This window comes from Arthrobacter sp. BC5 (assembly GCF_056680255.1).
Window position 1 is genome coordinate 646,169 of the sequence record NZ_CM155273.1, and the last position, 14,458, is coordinate 660,626.

Sequence of the window (14,458 nt, forward strand, 5' to 3'; positions counted from 1 at the left end):
GGGCGCCACAGGAGCGCTGCCGGCGCCGGTTATCGTGTCCGTCACATTGACAGCGCCGCGAGCCGGTGCTGGGTGGGACACGTCACCCCGCCCGGCCCCAGGGCATCCGCCGCAACCGTGGCATGACCCGCCATCCCCCGGTGACGCCCGTGACCTCCCGGTCCGCCTCGAAGACATTGCCGGGTGCCGCTGGCACTGATCCCTTCTGGAGCGCCAGCGCCGTGTATGCCCGCGCCACCACCGGCTCGTACACGGCCGGCGCAAGGGCCCGGGCGTAGACGAACAGGGACTGGACTCGGCCGACCTGCGTCAGCCTGCGCGGCCTCCGGGAGACGCGGACGATGGCCCGCGCCACCCGGAGAGGGTCCGTGACCGGCGGCAGCGGGCGGACAGGCCTGCCCGTGTAGTTGGCTGCGTGCTGATGGATGGGGGTGTCGATGGTCGCCGGGAGGACTGCGCAGACGTGGATCCCCGGCGCCTCCCGCAACTCCATCCGCAGCACCTCGAGGAAACCGAGCAGACCGAATTTGCTGGTCACGTAGGGGCCCACGAGGGGTGAGGTGATCCGCGAGTAGACCGAGGCCACGGACACCAGGACACCGCGGCCCTGGCGGCGGAAGACGCGAAGGGCGGCACGTGCTCCGTAGACCTGGCCGAGCAGGTTCACCCTGATCAGCCGGTCGAAGACCTCCGGCGGAGTCTGTTCGAAGGTGCCGAAGCTGTACACGGAGGCGTTGCCCACCCACACGTCGATGCCGCCGAAGCGCTGCACCGCGGCATCGGCGAGGTGGCCGACCTCGGTCTCGGAGGAGACGTCCGTGGGCACGGTGATCACCTCCGCCCCCCTCTCGCGGCATTCCGCGGCGACGGCCTCGAGTGTGCCGGCGTCCCGTCCTGACAGGACGAGCCCGGCACCCTCCTCGGCGAACAGGCGCGCCGTGGCCCGCCCGATCCCGCTCGATGCTCCCGTGATGACCACGGTCCTCGCCTCACCCATGGGGCTGCCCTCCGATCGACGTCCCGCGCGGTCCCGCGCAGGCTTCCCTCCGAGTCTTCGGGCCCGCCCGGGTCATGTCACGTACTTTCTCGTGCCGCCCGCGCCCTGCCGGGTCGAGCCGTCGGACCTGCCTGCAGCCGAGCCTCTGCCGGGACGGCCGCCGCCGCCTCCATGGCTCATGCAGAAGGGAGCCCTCCCGCCGGGGAGGGCTCCCTTCCTGCAGCCCGGTCCCGGGCCGGTCAGTGGCCCCGGCGCCCGTCCTTGTCCTGCGTGACGTCCGGATCGACCTTGTCGGCTTCCTGGACGTGGTGCGTCACCTTCTCACGCAATCCGTGGGCGTCGTCCTGCCGCTCCTGTGCCTGCCGCCGGAGGCGTTCGGCCTCGACCTCCGCCCGCTGCGCCTCGGCCTCCGCCATCGACGCCTTGGCTTCGCGCTCGCGCGCCTCGAGTTCCGTAGCCTGCGCCTTCTCGCGCATCTCGGCAGCGCGATGCCTGTCCTGTTCCTGCTGGCGCTTGCGGTGGGCAGCACCGCGCTTCCGGGCCAGGAGCGCCACCACCGCGAGGATGGCCAGGAGGACGACGATCCCCACGATGATCCACACCACTTGACTTGTATCCATTGCTGACTCCCTCACTCGTTGATGGCGACGTGCTGCGACGACCCGACGGAACCGCTCAGCCTCCGAAGCCCCCCAGGCCGGGGATCTTGCCCAGCAGGTCCTTGGGGTTGATGCCGAACTTGGCCAGCAGGTCCGCGTGCTGCTCCGGATCCACCTGGTCGGGGAGCTCGGATTGGGCCTGGTCGGCGTGATCGTTCTTGCCCTGGCTTTTCAGCAGGTCGATGATCTGCGACTTGTCGATGCGCATGACTGCCTCCTCTGGTGTCGAACCGCTATTAGTAAGCGAGCTTATGAAAGCATGGCACAGGGCCTCCCAGTTGTCACGGGCCCCGGTGTTTCGCGGACAATTGCCCCATGCCCCTCACCCTGACGCTCCTGGCCGACACGCACCTGCCGAAACGCGCCAGGCACCTGCCCGGCGAGGTGTGGGCCGCCGTCGAGTCCTCGGACGTCGTCGTGCACGCCGGGGACTGGACCGAGCCGTTCCTGCTCGATGAGCTGGAGGCCCGCGCCGCCCGGCTGGTCGCCTGCTACGGGAACAACGACGGCGCCGACCTCCGGGCCCGCCTGCCGTTGGTGGGCAGGGCGGAGCTCGACGGCGTTCGCCTCGCCGTCGTCCACGAGACAGGCCAGAAGCAGGGCAGGGAGGCGCGCGCGGCCGCGCTCTACCCCGACACCGACGTGCTGGTGTTCGGTCACAGCCACATCCCCTGGGACACGCGCACCGAGTCCGGACTGAGGCTCCTCAACCCGGGATCCCCCACCGACCGCCGGCGGCAGCCGCACTGCACCTACATGACGGCGACCATCGACGCGGGCGTGGTCACCGCCGAACTGCACCGACTCCCGCCGCGCTAGCCCCGGATCCACCGGCTGTCCACAAGTACGGTGAAGGCAACTCTTCCCACCGCACCTGTTCGGTCGGTCAACGATCTGGCTAGGGTTTCAGGGTGAGTACCGCGAAGACCTCCGTCGCCGCCTCGTCCGGCAGGCGTTCGAGCATCAAATGGATCCTGATGCTCGGCGCCCTCGCTGCGCTGCCGGCCATCACCACCGACATGTACCTGCCGTCCCTCCCCGTGGTGGCGGAGGATCTCGAGACGACGCAGGCGGCAGCGCAGTTCACCATGTCCGGTATGCTCATCGGCGCCGGAGTGGGCCAGCTCGTCATCGGACCGTTCTCGGACCGGTTCGGCCGGCGGCTACCACTGCTGATCGGCATCTCACTCCATGTCGTGACCTCGATCCTCTGCTCGATCACCCCGGACATCGAGACGCTGATCGGGCTCCGTGTCTGCCAGGGCTTCTTCAACGCGGCCGCGTCGGTGGTGTCCATCGCCGTCATCAGGGACCGTTTCGTCGGATCGGACGCTGCGAGGCTGCTGTCGCGGCTGATGCTCGTCATCGGGGTTGCACCGCTCTTCGCGCCGACCGTCGGTCAGGCCATCGCGGGCGCCTGGCAATGGCGGGCCGTGTTCTACGCGCTGGCGCTCATCGGGCTCTTCCTCGTGCTCATCGTGTGGCGCTTCATGCCGGAATCGTTGCCGAAGGACCAGCGGCGCCCGGGCAATCCGCGGCAGGTCGCCGGCGGCTACGCCGCTCTGCTCCGCGACCGGCACTTCATGGCCCTCGCAGTGATTCCCGGCCTCGGGCTCGCGGTGATCATGAGCTATGTCGTGGGTTCCCCGTTCGTCTTCCAGGACGAGTACGGCCTGAGCCAGGGACAGTTCGCAGCGGTGTTCGCGCTGAACGGTGCGGCGATCGTCGGTTCGGCACAGCTCAACGCGGCACTCGTGCGCCGCGCAGCGCCGATCCGCGTGCTCCGCATCGCGGTGATAGTCCAGATGGGTTGCGCCCTCATCCTCCTCGCCATCGTGCTCACGGGTTTCGGCGGGATCGTCGGGCTCGTCGCCGGCCTGTGGCTCGTGCTCGGGACGCAGGGCATGATCCCCGCCAACGCCTCGGTGCTGGCACTGCACAACTACGGGCACATGGCAGGCACTGCGGCTGCCGTCATCGGATCCCTCCAGTCCGGTGTCGCAGGGCTGGTCAGCCCGTTCGTCGGCCTCCTCGGGGGCGGTTCGGTTGCCATGGTGTGCGTGATGCTCGCCGCGGTGTCGCTCACTCTGCTCATCCTCGCCGCCGCGACACCCGCCTATCGCAAGGGTGGTTGGCGCGAACGCGACGGCCTGGAACCAGGCCCGACGTCGAGCGCCGTCGAGACGGAGGAGCGCGAGGCGGAGCAGGTGGAAGCACAGGGCCCGGACCAGCGGAGCTGATACCGGCACAGCTGGTCCGCCCCTCACGGAATGGCCGGTCGAGGCCCACGCGGAGGTCGTTGATCAGCACGCGTCCGGCTCGCTGCGCGCAGGACCGTCACCAGGCCTGTTCGCAACCGCGTCGTCGTGCCTATCATGTATGACCGCGGGTCGTTAGAGCCGCGAGCGAGTCCCAGGAGGAGGTGGAGTCATGAAGCAGGTCACTGTCGTCGCGCAATGCGCCGCCGGCCCCATGAACCCCGCCTCCCCTGCTGCAGTGCGCTAGCCGCGCCCCCCGGGAGGCCTTCCACGGAGGAACCCGTTGAACGCTCTCACTCAGTACGGCTTCACCGACCGCATCAGCGGTCTCTTCTCGTTCCATTTCCCGTTCGGTGCGGAACCCGCGCGGGTCGTCCGCGCCGACCGCTGCCGCATCCTGCTCGCCTCACAGCACGGACTGCTGCACCTTGACGACGGCGGCGGGTTCGTCACCGGTGACTGGGTCGCGATGCAGGACCACGACGACCGCACTGTCATCGGATCCCTGCCCCGTTCGTCCCTCCTGCAGCGCAAGAGAGCCCACGACCCCCTGTCCGAGGCACAGGCTCTGGGCGCGAACATGGACCTGGTGGGCGTCGTCGTCCCCCTGGACCGGCCGCTCTCGACCAATCGACTCGAACGCACCCTGGTGGCCGCCCGGGACTCCGGGGCCGTTCCGATCGTCATCCTGACGAAGGCCGACCTCAGCACACGGTTCGACGACGTGGTGGCCGAGACGGTCGAACGCTCCCGCGGGGTGGAGGTATTCACCACGTCGGCCCAGGATCAGGACGGCCTCGAGGCCCTGCGCGCGAGGATCGGGACGGGCCGGACGCTCGCCCTGCTCGGGCCCTCCGGCGCGGGTAAATCGAGTCTGATCAACGCCCTCACGGGTGGGCACCGGCAGGATACGGGCCATGTGCGTGCGGGAGACGGAAAGGGCAGGCACACGACGACGGCCCGGGAGCTGATCCCGCTGGGTGACGGTGCCGTCATGATGGACACGCCGGGATTGCGGGGCTTCGCGTTGTGGGACGCCGAGGATGGACTGTCGCAGGTCTTCGCGGATGTGGAGGAGCTCTTCGGCGGTTGCCGGTTCCGCGACTGCGCCCACGACCGCGAGCCGGGCTGCGCGGTCCGGGCGGCCATCGAATCGGGGGCACTCGCCGAACGCCGTTGGCTGAGCTATCTCAAGATGGACCGCGAGCTCGCGAGCCTCCACCGCCGCCAGAGCGTCGCCGACCAGCGGCGCCACGCGAAGTCCTTCCGTCAGGCGGCTCGCGGCGCCGCGACGGCGAAGGACTACCGGAACAGGTTCGGGGAGGAGTGAGTCTGTCCGCTGCCGGGTCGGCCCGGGGACCAGCAGGCGGTCTTCTTCACCTCGGCCCACCGGACGTCGAGGTGGTGGAGCCCCCTGTCGGATTCGAACCGACGACCCCCGCTTTACAAGAGCGGTGCTCTGGCCAACTGAGCTAAGGAGGCGTGCTGGCCGGGCCAGCCGGCGCCGTCGCCCTTCCGGAAGGAGACGCCGAGCGCTCAATAAGGGTAGCCCAGCCCCGGCACCGCGGGAAATCAGCCCCTGCCGTCCAGCTCCTCCTGAACGGCCGTCTCGAAATCGGACACCGCGTTGGCGACGACCTTCCCGTTCACATATACCGTGGGTGTCCCGCCGACGGCGGCTGCCTGTGCCGCCTCGGTCGTGTACTTCACCCAGGGCCTGAAGGTGCCGTCCTCGACGCAGGTCGAGATGTCGCCGGCCCCGGATTCCTCTGCGAGTGCCACGAGGCCGTCGTCGTCGAGCTCTCCCTCCTCGAAATGGTCGAAGAGGCGCTGGGTGAAGTCGAAGTAGGCGGCCGGAGCGGCGTCGGCGACGCATGCCGCGGCATTCGCTCCCCGTGACGAGTAGTCCGTTCTGCTGTTCCGGTCGAGGTAGGCGACGGTGCGGTATTCGAGGGTGATGTCTCCGCGGTCGAGCCAGGATCGGATCTTCTCGGAGTGCCGAGCCTCGAAGTCCGCACAGTGGACGCACGTGATGTCCACATAGGCGACGACCTGGAGCGGCCCCTCGGCGGAGGCCCGGATGCCCTCGGGAACGGAGCCTTCCGCCGCAGGCTCGGACGGCAGGGTCGAGGCGTCCACCTGCTGCGTCTGCGTCGGTTCCACCTCGGTCGCGGACACGAGAGTGATGCCGCCCTGCGCGTTGCCCGCCCGGGGCGCCGGCCCTGCATCGGGAATCCGGCCGCGCACAGTGCCGACCACGACCACGGCGATGATCACGACGATGACGAACGCGCCCACCACCACGCCCCACTTCGCCAGGAGGCCGTTCCGCCGCTCCCTCCGCTGCTGCTCCTCGCGCGCCAGGCGCTCCCGTTCCCGGGCTGCGGCGGTGCGTTCGGCTTTGGTCGGTTTGCGTGCGGGTGCGGGCGCCATCAGTCCTCTTCGTCGGTCGTCGGGGGCCAGTTTAGCGACCGCTTCGTGGAGCTTCCCGTGCCACCGCGTGCCGAACCGCGCACGAGCATGACGATAGAGTCGTCGACGAGACCAAACTACTGCGATGGAGCCAGTTTTGAGCGCAGCACGACCTTCGACCACACCAGGCGTCACAGCCTCGTACTCCACGGACGGCAGGTTCGGGGACTTCGATTTCATCGTCGTCTCCAACCGCTTGGCGGTGGACCGCGTCGTCGACGAGCACGGTGAGAGCTCGTGGCGACGCTCCCCCGGCGGACTCGTCACCGCGCTCGCGCCGGTGATGGCCAAGGCCGACGGCGCCTGGGTCGGCTGGCACGGCGCCCCGGACGAGACGCTCGAGCCCTTCGACGAGGCCAACATGCGCCTTGTCCCCGTGCCGCTCAGCGAGGAGGAGGTGGAGCTCTACTACGAGGGCTTCTCCAATGCGACCCTCTGGCCGCTCTATCACGACGTCATCGCCTCGCCCGAGTTCCACCGCACCTGGTGGGACTCCTACCGCAGGGTGAACGAGCGCTTCGCGGAGGCGACGGCATCGGTGGCGGCCGAGGGTGCAACGGTGTGGGTACAGGACTATCAGCTGCAGCTCGTACCGAAGCTGCTGCGGCAGGCACGGCCCGACCTGAAGATCGGCTTCTTCAACCACATCCCCTTCCCCCCGCTCGAGATCTACGCGCAGCTCCCCTGGCGCCGGCAGGTCATCGAGGGGCTCCTCGGCGCCGACCTCATCGGCTTCCAGCGACCGAGTGACGCCAGCAACTTCCTGCGCTGCGTGCGCCGCTTCAAGGGCTACACGATCAAGGCCCAGCAGGTGCAGATCCCGGAGGGAGATGACGGAACGCCCGCTTACGTCTCACGCGCCGAGGCGTTCCCCATCTCCATCGACACCGCATCGATCACGGAGCTGGCACAGCGGGCCGACGTCATCGAGCGGTCGAGGGAGATCCGTCGCGAGCTCGGCGATCCCCAGCACATCCTCCTCGGCGTGGACCGCCTCGACTACACCAAGGGCATCGGGCACCGGCTCAAGGCCTACGGTGAACTGCTCGAGGACGGCGCCATCACGGTCGAGGACGCCGCCCTCATCCAGGTGGCCAGCCCCAGCCGCGAGCGCGTGGAGCAGTACCGCCTCCTCCGTGAGGACATCGAAGGCGCCGTGGGCCGCATCAACGGCACGCACGACACCATGAAGAACACGGCCATCCGATACCTCCACCACAGCTACCCGGTCGAGGAGATGGTGGCGCTCTACCTGGCCGCCGACGTCATGCTCGTCACGGCGCTCCGGGACGGCATGAACCTCGTTGCCAAGGAGTACGTCGCGGCCCGCACGGCCAACACCGGGATGCTCGTCCTCAGCGAGTTCGCGGGAGCGGCGGACACGCTGCGCCAGGCGATCCTCGTCAACCCCCATGACATCGACGGCCTGAAGAGCGCCATCGTCTCGGCCATCACGATGCCCAGGACGGAGGCCATGCGGCGCATGAGGCTCATGCGCCGGCAGGTGGTCCACAACGACGTCGAGCGCTGGTCGCAGGCCTTCCTCAACGCCCTGCATGCCGGGAACCCCGACGATGGTGCTTGAGCCGGGTCTCCACGCCGCGCTGGCCGCCCTCGCCTCGACGCCTCGGCTGCTGGTGGCGCTCGACTTCGACGGCACGCTGGCGCCGCTCGTCGAACGGGCAGAGGACGCGCGGGCCCTCCCCGTGTCGGCCGCGGCGGTCCGGGCGCTGGCCGCACTGCCGGCCACGACGACGGCGCTGATCTCGGGACGCGCCCTGGACAGCCTGCGCGCCGTCGCTGACCCCGCCCCGGACACCATGCTCATCGGCAGCCACGGCGCGGAGACCTGGACCGGGCCCGACGGCGCCCCGCTCGCACTGACACCCGGGCAGGCGGATCTGCTGGCACGGGCCGTCGACGTCGTCGAGCGGACCGTCGACGCGCACGAGGGGACGTGGACCGAGTTCAAGCCCGCCGGCGTCGTGCTCCACACGCGGTCGGCGGCCGACTCCGTCGCGGACGCGGCGGTGGCGGCCACACGGTCGGGGCTGGACCACCTCGATGACCTGAGCGTCACGGACGGCAAGCGCGTGCTGGAGATCTCGGTGGTCAAGGCCGACAAGGGGCAGGGCCTGGCAGTGCTGAGGGAGGCGACGGGAGCGACGGCGGTCCTGTTCGCGGGCGATGACGTCACGGACGAGGACGCCCAGCGCACCCTCGGGCCGGAGGACGTCGGGATCCGGATCGGCCCTGGTGAGACCGCCGCCCCCTTCACCGTCGCCACGCCCGAGGATTTCGCGGCCGTCCTGCACGAACTCGTGGCCTTGCGCACGGCAAGTGCGCCCAGCCCAGGAACGTGTCATACTACGGGAGCGTGACCAACGTCACCGGTACTGCTGGCGGGTCGCGCACCCACAACTGAATATCTCTTCCATTCACTACGGATCGTCGGGCACGTACCTGCCCGTGAAAAGGAACGAAAACCATGGCAACGGTAACGTTTGACCAGGCCACCCGCCTGTACCCGGGCACCGAGAAGCCCGCTGTCGACAAGCTGAACATCGACATCGCCGACGGCGAATTCCTCGTCCTCGTGGGCCCCTCCGGTTGCGGAAAGTCCACCTCCCTGCGCATGCTCGCAGGTCTCGAAGACGTCAACTCCGGACGCATCCTCATCGGCGACCGCGACGTCACCGATGTACCCCCGAAGGATCGCGACATCGCGATGGTCTTCCAGAACTATGCCCTCTACCCGCACATGTCGGTCGCCGACAACATGGGCTTCGCGCTCAAGATCGCCGGCGTCTCCAAGGAAGAGCGAGCAGAGCGCGTGCGCGAAGCAGCGAAGCTCCTCGACCTCGAGGACTACCTGGACCGCAAGCCGAAGGCACTCTCCGGCGGTCAGCGCCAGCGCGTCGCGATGGGTCGCGCCATCGTGCGTAACCCCCAGGTCTTCCTGATGGACGAGCCCCTCTCGAACCTGGATGCCAAGCTCCGTGTGCAAACGCGTACGCAGATCGCTTCGCTGACCCGCCGCCTCGGCGTCACCACGGTCTACGTCACGCATGACCAGGTCGAGGCCATGACGATGGGTGACCGCGTCGCGGTCCTCAAGGACGGCATCCTCCAGCAGGTGGACACCCCTCGCAACCTGTACGAGCGCCCCAAGAACGTCTTCGTGGCGGGCTTCATCGGCTCACCCGCGATGAACCTCCTCGAACTTCCCGTCGCCGACGGCGGTGTCCTCTTCGGCGGCATCGTCTACCCTGTCCCGAGGAACGTCCTGGACGCGGCCGCCGGCAACACCGTCACGCTGGGCGTGCGGCCCGAGGACCTGGTCCTCTCGGCCACCGGTGAAGGCCTCCAGGTGGAGGTCGACGTCGTCGAGGAGCTCGGCGCCGACGCCTACATCTACGGCCACACCACCCTCGACGGCAAGGACCACGACATGGTGGTCCGCGTCGACGGTCGCCGCCCGCCGATGAAGGGCGACAGCGTGTACGTCCGCCCGGAGCAGGGCCACGTCCACCTGTTCGACACCACGAGCGGTCTCCGCCTGGCAGAGACGGTCTAAGCACCTTCACAGGCTGCGCACCACGAACGACGACGGCGGTGGCGTCCGCCGGGCATCCCACTGGGTGCCCGGTGGACGCCACCGCTTCGTTTAACGGCCACTACGCTTGATACAGGCCCATCTCCCGCCCTGACACGAAGGCAGCACCATGACAGAGACCTCGAACGCCCAGTGGCACGACGAGCCGACGGACTACGACCAGACCGGCAAGCTGCCGCGCGTGCGGCCGGCGTCGGCTGCGAGCCCGGAGACGCTGGGATCGCTCAATATCACCGCAGCCGCAACGGACCCCGAGCTGCTCGACCTGCCCTGGCACATCGCCCTCGAGCAGTGGCCGGCCAGTGCGCTCGCAGCCCTCCCCCGAGGGATCTCGCGGCACATCGTGCGCTTCGCGCACCTCGGCGGATCCGTCATCGCCGTCAAGGAGACGAGCGAGCACATCGCCCGCCACGAGTACCACATGCTCCGGAAGCTCCAGCGGCTGGACGTGCCGTGCGTCGAGCCCGTCGCCGTCATCTCCGGCCGCACCACACCGGAGGGCGAGGAGCTGGACCCGGTCCTCGTCACGCGCCATCTCAAGTTCTCGCTCCCGTACCGCGCCCTGTTCTCGCAGACCCTTCGCCGCGACACGCTGACGCGCCTCATCGACGCGCAGGCGCTCCTCCTCGTGCGGCTCCACCTCATCGGTTTCTACTGGGGTGACGTCTCGCTGTCGAACACCCTGTTCCGCCGTGATGCGGGTTCCTTCGCCGCGTACCTCGTCGACGCGGAGACGGGCGAGCTCTACCCGGAGTTGTCGACCGGCCAGCGGGAGTACGACCTCGAGATCGCCCGCGTGAACATCGCCGGCGAGCTGATGGACCTCGCAGAGGGCGGCCTCATCGAGGAGAAGGTGGACCCCCTCGCGACAAGTGAACTGATCATGGACAGCTACCGCCGTCTCTGGAGCGAGCTCACCGAGAAGGAGTCCTTCGAACTCGGCGAACGGTGGCGGGTGGGAGCACGTATCCGCCGCCTCAACGAACTCGGCTTCGACGTCGAGGAGTACGCCATCAAGACGGCCGCCAACGGCACGCAGATCCAGCTGCAGCCCAAGGTGGTCGACGCGGGGCACCACAGCCGCCGCCTCCTCCGTCTCACCGGCCTCGACGCCCAGGAGAACCAGGCCCGGCGGCTCCTGAACGACATGGATGCCTACCGCGCCGACAACAACCCGACGCTCGACGAGGAGTTCAGCGCCCACCTCTGGGTGAACGAGGTGTTCGAGCCCATCGTCCGTGCCGTGCCGCGCGAACTCGGCGGCAAGCTCGAGCCCGCGGAGGTGGTCCACGAGGTGCTGGAGCACCGGTGGTACATGTCCGAGCGCGAGGACAGGAACGTCCCGCTGGCGGAAGCCGTGCAGTCCTACCTCGACGACGAGCTCCGGCACCGCCGTGACGAGGCGGAGATCATGCTCACGGCCGATTCCCGGACCATCGGCCTCGACGAGGACTCCGAGTACGGGGACAACTAGGAGAACTTACCGAAAAGGACCGGCAGCCAGGCGGCTGCCGGTCCTTCTCAGAAGATCCTGCTACGGGCACTCGACGGGCTGGCCCTGCACAGTGACCGGCGTGCCGGTCGGCTGACCCTCGCACGCTTGGATGATCTGCTGGGCGAGATCGGCCGCGAAGCTGGCGATCACGATGATCAGGACCGTCCAGAGAATCGTCAGGAGTGCCCCGACGATGATGCCGGCGAGGGCCAGTCCGTTGCCCATCCCGGCTTTCCGTGACTTCACGAGCGCGACGATGCTGACGATGAGGCCGATCGGTGCGAGGAAGATGGCGAGGATGAGACCGATGATCCCGAGGGTCCGGCCAGGGTTCTCGGCCGGCTGGCCCTGGTAGCCCTGCTGCCCCGGGTAGTTGCCGGCACCCGAACCGTATTGGCCCTGCTGGCCGTAGGGCGCGGTGCTCTGCTGGCCGTAGGGCGACGAGCTCTGCTGGCCGTACTGCGGCTGGTTCTGGCCGTACTGCGGCTGGTCCTGGCCGTACTGCGGCTGGTTCTGGCCGTAGGGCGAATTGCCCTGCGATCCCGGAGTGTTGTCAGACATGCTGCCCCCAAAGGAAGTGATGGAAAGTGACGGTGAATACCGGCCGTTTCCTGAACATTATCACTGGGCGCCTGCCTGGATCAGGAGCGGAGGGGCAACGATCAGGAGACGATCGCCTTGCCGGGATTGAGGATGCCCGACGGGTCGAAGACCTGCTTGATGCGCGCCTGCAGCTCCAGGACCTCCGGCGATTGCTCCCACGCGAGCCACCGGCGCTTGTACTGGCCCACGCCGTGTTCTCCGGTGATCGTCCCACCGAGGTCGAGCGCGCAGCGCACTGATTCGTCCAGTGCATCCTCGAGCCGCGCCTGCGCCTCGATACCCTCGCTACGCTCGACCCAGAAGGTCGGGTGCAGGTTGCCGTCACCGGCGTGGGCCACGACTTTCAACCGGACGTCGTGACGCGCGGCCATCGACTCGAGCGCGGCGACGTAGTGCACCAGTTGTGACTTCGGTACGGCGACGTCCTCACCCACCCGGAAGAGGTCGTCCACCTCGTCGCCCCGGCTGTGCCGCCTCAGGTCCACCAGCAGGTCCGCTTCCTCCGAGCCCTCCTCGCTGACGCTCGCACCGAGTTCCACCAGCACTCCCCGGATCGCGTCCGCCTCCGCGGCGGCTCCGAATCCGTCGGTCCGTGCCAGCAGGAGCGAGCCGCCTCGGCGGCGCAGATCCGAACCATGGGCGCCGTCGAGCGCTTCGAGCGTCCGACCGTCGAGGAGCTCGAGGATGGCAGGCTGGACACGGGCACGGCCGATGGCCAGGACGCCTGCTGCGGCCTGCGGGAAGTCGTCGAAGAAGGCCGCCAGGGTATGGACCGCGCGGGGGAGGTACCGGAGGCGGACAGTGATGCCCACGATGACGCCGAGCGTCCCCTCCGAACCGGTCATCAGGGCCGTCAGATCGTAGCCCGCCACGCCCTTGAAGGTCCGGTGGCCCGTCGAGACGAGAGTCCCGTCGGCGAGCACGACGTCGAGGGCGAGCACCGAATCGCGCGTCACACCGTACTTCGCGCAGCGTAGCCCGCCGGCGTTGGTGGCGACGTTTCCGCCGATCGTCGACCACCGGTAGCTCGCGGGATCCGGAGCGTACATGAGGCCGTGTTCGGCGACAGCAGCGTTGAGGTCGGCATTGATGACACCTGGCTCGACGACGGCGGTCTCGTCATCGGCGTTGATTGCCAGGATCGTGTTCATCAGTTCGAGCGACAGGATGACACTGCCGGTGGTCGCGTGGGCGCCTCCGGAAACACCGGATCCGGCACCCCGGCTGACGACAGGCACACCATGACGTGTGGCCCAGCGAAGGAGCGTCTGCACGTCGGGGACGGTTCGTACGCGGACGACGGCGGTCGGCAGCATCGGCTGGATCACAGGGCCCTTGTCGCGGGAGTACAGCCTCAGGTCGTCAGCCGCGGTGGAGACGCATCCCGGCAGGGCCAGGGCCAGCTCCTCGAGGACTTCGGGCCCCATCAGGCACCGCCCATGAAACGTCGATAGCGGGCAAGAGCGCCAGGCCAGAACGCCTGGTAGAACTCGTACACGTCCTGAGGATCAGCGGCCGTCCAGCCGCCATGAGTGAGCGTCAGGGTGGTGCGGATTTCCGCTCGCGAGGAACGATCCCCCGACGGCTCCGCCAGAGGCTGCACGTCGGATGCCCCGGAGCTCTCCGCCATCTCCAGCCGTACCTGCGTCGTGGCGCTCGACCCGAGATGCGTCCAGCGCAACTCCAGCCACTGCCCTGGCCGGCCGTCCGTCACCTCGCCCCACACATTTTCGTCGTCCTGGGCTGACGTCTCCACCAGCGCCTTGTCTTCGAGGTCGAAGAAGCTGTCCTCCCCCCAACGGCTCAGCTCACCCGCCGGCCACCAAAGGTGCAGGTGCTCGGTCAAGCCCGCCCAGGCGTGATCCGCAGGGGCCGGGACGGTTACGGTCACCCGAAGTTCGGGACGCCCGCTCGAATCGCCGGCTGCTGCAGGAGCGTGCGAGAACAATCCACTCATGGTCCGACCCTACCGCCAGCGCGGAGAGCCGCCGCACGGGTCAGCGAACCACTGCTGTCTCCCGACCAGATCCAGCCGTTCGGTCTCGCCCGGCCGTTCGGTCTTGATCGGGTGGGGGGTGGGTTAAAGGGGGGAAGGCCCCGCACCTGGTGGTGTGGGGCCTTCCCTGTGTTAAGTGTTGTCCGGCGGTGTCCTACTCTCCCACACTCTCTCGGGTGCAGTACCATCGGCGCTGTGGGTCTTAGCTTCCGGGTTCGGAATGGGACCGGGCGTTTCCCCCACGCTATGACCGCCGTAACCCTTGCTACCTGACGCACCGTTTCGTCCCGTACCTGGTGGTGCGGGGTGTGGGGTGCCGGTAAATCTGTGGGGTTACATCCGTCGTGCTGGATGTACTCATA

General features: G+C 68.5%; 14 protein-coding genes, 1 tRNA gene and 1 rRNA gene. 7 read left to right on the top strand and 9 right to left on the bottom strand.

The window, feature by feature from the left end; translation table 11 throughout:
- Positions 1-82: 82 nt before the first annotated feature.
- The 3 genes from AC1MFI_RS02805 to AC1MFI_RS02815 form a co-directional block, all read right to left on the bottom strand.
- Positions 83-997 carry an SDR family NAD(P)-dependent oxidoreductase gene (locus AC1MFI_RS02805; RefSeq protein WP_479819501.1) on the bottom strand — a complete coding sequence of 305 codons (915 nt, stop codon included), beginning with the start codon at positions 995-997 and terminating at the stop codon, positions 83-85.
- Between the two features lie 239 nt (positions 998-1,236).
- A complete protein-coding gene (locus AC1MFI_RS02810; protein WP_479819502.1) occupies positions 1,237-1,617 on the bottom strand; it encodes a hypothetical protein in 381 nt (126 codons plus the stop codon).
- 55 nt (positions 1,618-1,672) lie between these two features.
- Positions 1,673-1,864 carry a hypothetical protein gene (locus AC1MFI_RS02815; RefSeq protein WP_479819504.1) on the bottom strand — a complete coding sequence of 64 codons (192 nt, stop codon included), beginning with the start codon at positions 1,862-1,864 and terminating at the stop codon, positions 1,673-1,675.
- A 107-nt stretch (positions 1,865-1,971) separates the two neighbouring features.
- Between AC1MFI_RS02815 and AC1MFI_RS02820 the strand changes: the two genes are divergently transcribed.
- The 3 genes from AC1MFI_RS02820 (at position 1,972) to rsgA (ending at position 5,244) form a co-directional block, all read left to right on the top strand.
- Positions 1,972-2,475 (top strand): metallophosphoesterase family protein, encoded by a 504-nt coding sequence (locus tag AC1MFI_RS02820; RefSeq protein WP_479819506.1) that lies wholly within the window; start codon positions 1,972-1,974, stop codon positions 2,473-2,475.
- A 92-nt stretch (positions 2,476-2,567) separates the two neighbouring features.
- Positions 2,568-3,896, top strand: coding sequence for a multidrug effflux MFS transporter (locus AC1MFI_RS02825; protein ID WP_479819508.1), 1,329 nt, complete (start codon positions 2,568-2,570; stop codon positions 3,894-3,896).
- Positions 3,897-4,197: 301 nt separating this feature from the next.
- Positions 4,198-5,244: a ribosome small subunit-dependent GTPase A gene (gene rsgA, locus AC1MFI_RS02830; RefSeq protein WP_479819510.1), complete on the top strand. Its 1,047-nt coding sequence runs from the start codon at positions 4,198-4,200 to the stop codon at positions 5,242-5,244.
- A gap of 75 nt (positions 5,245-5,319) precedes the next feature.
- On the opposite strand, the gene AC1MFI_RS02835 is transcribed toward rsgA, so the two are convergent.
- Positions 5,320-5,396 (bottom strand) — tRNA-Thr (locus AC1MFI_RS02835).
- Positions 5,397-5,486: 90 nt separating this feature from the next.
- Positions 5,487-6,347: a DsbA family protein gene (locus AC1MFI_RS02840; protein WP_479819512.1), complete on the bottom strand. Its 861-nt coding sequence runs from the start codon at positions 6,345-6,347 to the stop codon at positions 5,487-5,489.
- A 124-nt stretch (positions 6,348-6,471) separates the two neighbouring features.
- On the opposite strand from AC1MFI_RS02840, the gene AC1MFI_RS02845 reads away from it, so the two are divergent.
- The 4 genes from AC1MFI_RS02845 (at position 6,472) to AC1MFI_RS02860 (ending at position 11,476) form a co-directional block, all read left to right on the top strand.
- Positions 6,472-7,971: an alpha,alpha-trehalose-phosphate synthase (UDP-forming) gene (locus tag AC1MFI_RS02845; RefSeq protein ID WP_479819514.1), complete on the top strand. Its 1,500-nt coding sequence runs from the start codon at positions 6,472-6,474 to the stop codon at positions 7,969-7,971.
- Complete coding sequence (otsB, locus tag AC1MFI_RS02850; RefSeq protein ID WP_479819515.1) at positions 7,961-8,767, top strand: trehalose-phosphatase; 807 nt, start codon at positions 7,961-7,963, stop codon at positions 8,765-8,767. The genes AC1MFI_RS02845 and otsB overlap by 11 nt, the downstream gene beginning before the upstream one ends.
- Before the next feature lie 107 nt (positions 8,768-8,874).
- On the top strand, positions 8,875-9,963 hold the full coding sequence (locus tag AC1MFI_RS02855) for an ABC transporter ATP-binding protein (protein ID WP_479819517.1): 1,089 nt from the start codon (positions 8,875-8,877) through the stop codon (positions 9,961-9,963).
- 148 nt (positions 9,964-10,111) lie between these two features.
- Positions 10,112-11,476: a DUF4032 domain-containing protein gene (locus tag AC1MFI_RS02860; RefSeq protein WP_479819518.1), complete on the top strand. Its 1,365-nt coding sequence runs from the start codon at positions 10,112-10,114 to the stop codon at positions 11,474-11,476.
- A gap of 60 nt (positions 11,477-11,536) precedes the next feature.
- Here the strand turns inward: AC1MFI_RS02860 and AC1MFI_RS02865 are convergent, their stop codons facing one another.
- From AC1MFI_RS02865 to rrf, 4 genes are all read right to left on the bottom strand, one after another.
- On the bottom strand, positions 11,537-12,058 hold the full coding sequence (locus tag AC1MFI_RS02865; RefSeq protein ID WP_479819520.1) for a DUF4190 domain-containing protein: 522 nt from the start codon (positions 12,056-12,058) through the stop codon (positions 11,537-11,539).
- A 101-nt stretch (positions 12,059-12,159) separates the two neighbouring features.
- The gene (locus AC1MFI_RS02870; RefSeq protein ID WP_479819522.1) at positions 12,160-13,527 is read right to left on the bottom strand and encodes an FAD-binding oxidoreductase; all 1,368 of its coding nucleotides are present in this window, start codon (positions 13,525-13,527) and stop codon (positions 12,160-12,162) included.
- A complete protein-coding gene (locus AC1MFI_RS02875) occupies positions 13,527-14,057 on the bottom strand; it encodes an SRPBCC family protein (RefSeq protein WP_479819523.1) in 531 nt (176 codons plus the stop codon). The genes AC1MFI_RS02870 and AC1MFI_RS02875 overlap by 1 nt, the downstream gene beginning before the upstream one ends.
- Positions 14,058-14,237: 180 nt before the next feature.
- Positions 14,238-14,354, bottom strand: a 5S ribosomal RNA gene (gene rrf / locus AC1MFI_RS02880).
- Between the last annotated feature and the right edge of the window lie 104 nt (positions 14,355-14,458).

Excerpts from the sequence above, each read along its gene's own strand:
- AC1MFI_RS02805 (WP_479819501.1), bottom strand. The coding sequence starts at position 997 with ATGGGTGAGGCGAGGACCGTGGTCATCACGGGAGCATCGAGCGGGATC.
- AC1MFI_RS02810 (WP_479819502.1), bottom strand. The coding sequence starts at position 1,617 with ATGGATACAAGTCAAGTGGTGTGGATCATCGTGGGGATCGTCGTCCTC.
- AC1MFI_RS02815 (WP_479819504.1), bottom strand. The coding sequence starts at position 1,864 with ATGCGCATCGACAAGTCGCAGATCATCGACCTGCTGAAAAGCCAGGGC.
- AC1MFI_RS02820 (WP_479819506.1), top strand. The coding sequence starts at position 1,972 with ATGCCCCTCACCCTGACGCTCCTGGCCGACACGCACCTGCCGAAACGC.
- AC1MFI_RS02840 (WP_479819512.1), bottom strand. The coding sequence starts at position 6,347 with ATGGCGCCCGCACCCGCACGCAAACCGACCAAAGCCGAACGCACCGCC.
- AC1MFI_RS02845 (WP_479819514.1), top strand. The coding sequence starts at position 6,472 with ATGGAGCCAGTTTTGAGCGCAGCACGACCTTCGACCACACCAGGCGTC.
- otsB (WP_479819515.1), top strand. The coding sequence starts at position 7,961 with ATGGTGCTTGAGCCGGGTCTCCACGCCGCGCTGGCCGCCCTCGCCTCG.
- AC1MFI_RS02855 (WP_479819517.1), top strand. The coding sequence starts at position 8,875 with ATGGCAACGGTAACGTTTGACCAGGCCACCCGCCTGTACCCGGGCACC.
- AC1MFI_RS02860 (WP_479819518.1), top strand. The coding sequence starts at position 10,112 with ATGACAGAGACCTCGAACGCCCAGTGGCACGACGAGCCGACGGACTAC.
- AC1MFI_RS02865 (WP_479819520.1), bottom strand. The coding sequence starts at position 12,058 with ATGTCTGACAACACTCCGGGATCGCAGGGCAATTCGCCCTACGGCCAG.
- AC1MFI_RS02870 (WP_479819522.1), bottom strand. The coding sequence starts at position 13,527 with ATGGGGCCCGAAGTCCTCGAGGAGCTGGCCCTGGCCCTGCCGGGATGC.
- AC1MFI_RS02875 (WP_479819523.1), bottom strand. The coding sequence starts at position 14,057 with ATGAGTGGATTGTTCTCGCACGCTCCTGCAGCAGCCGGCGATTCGAGC.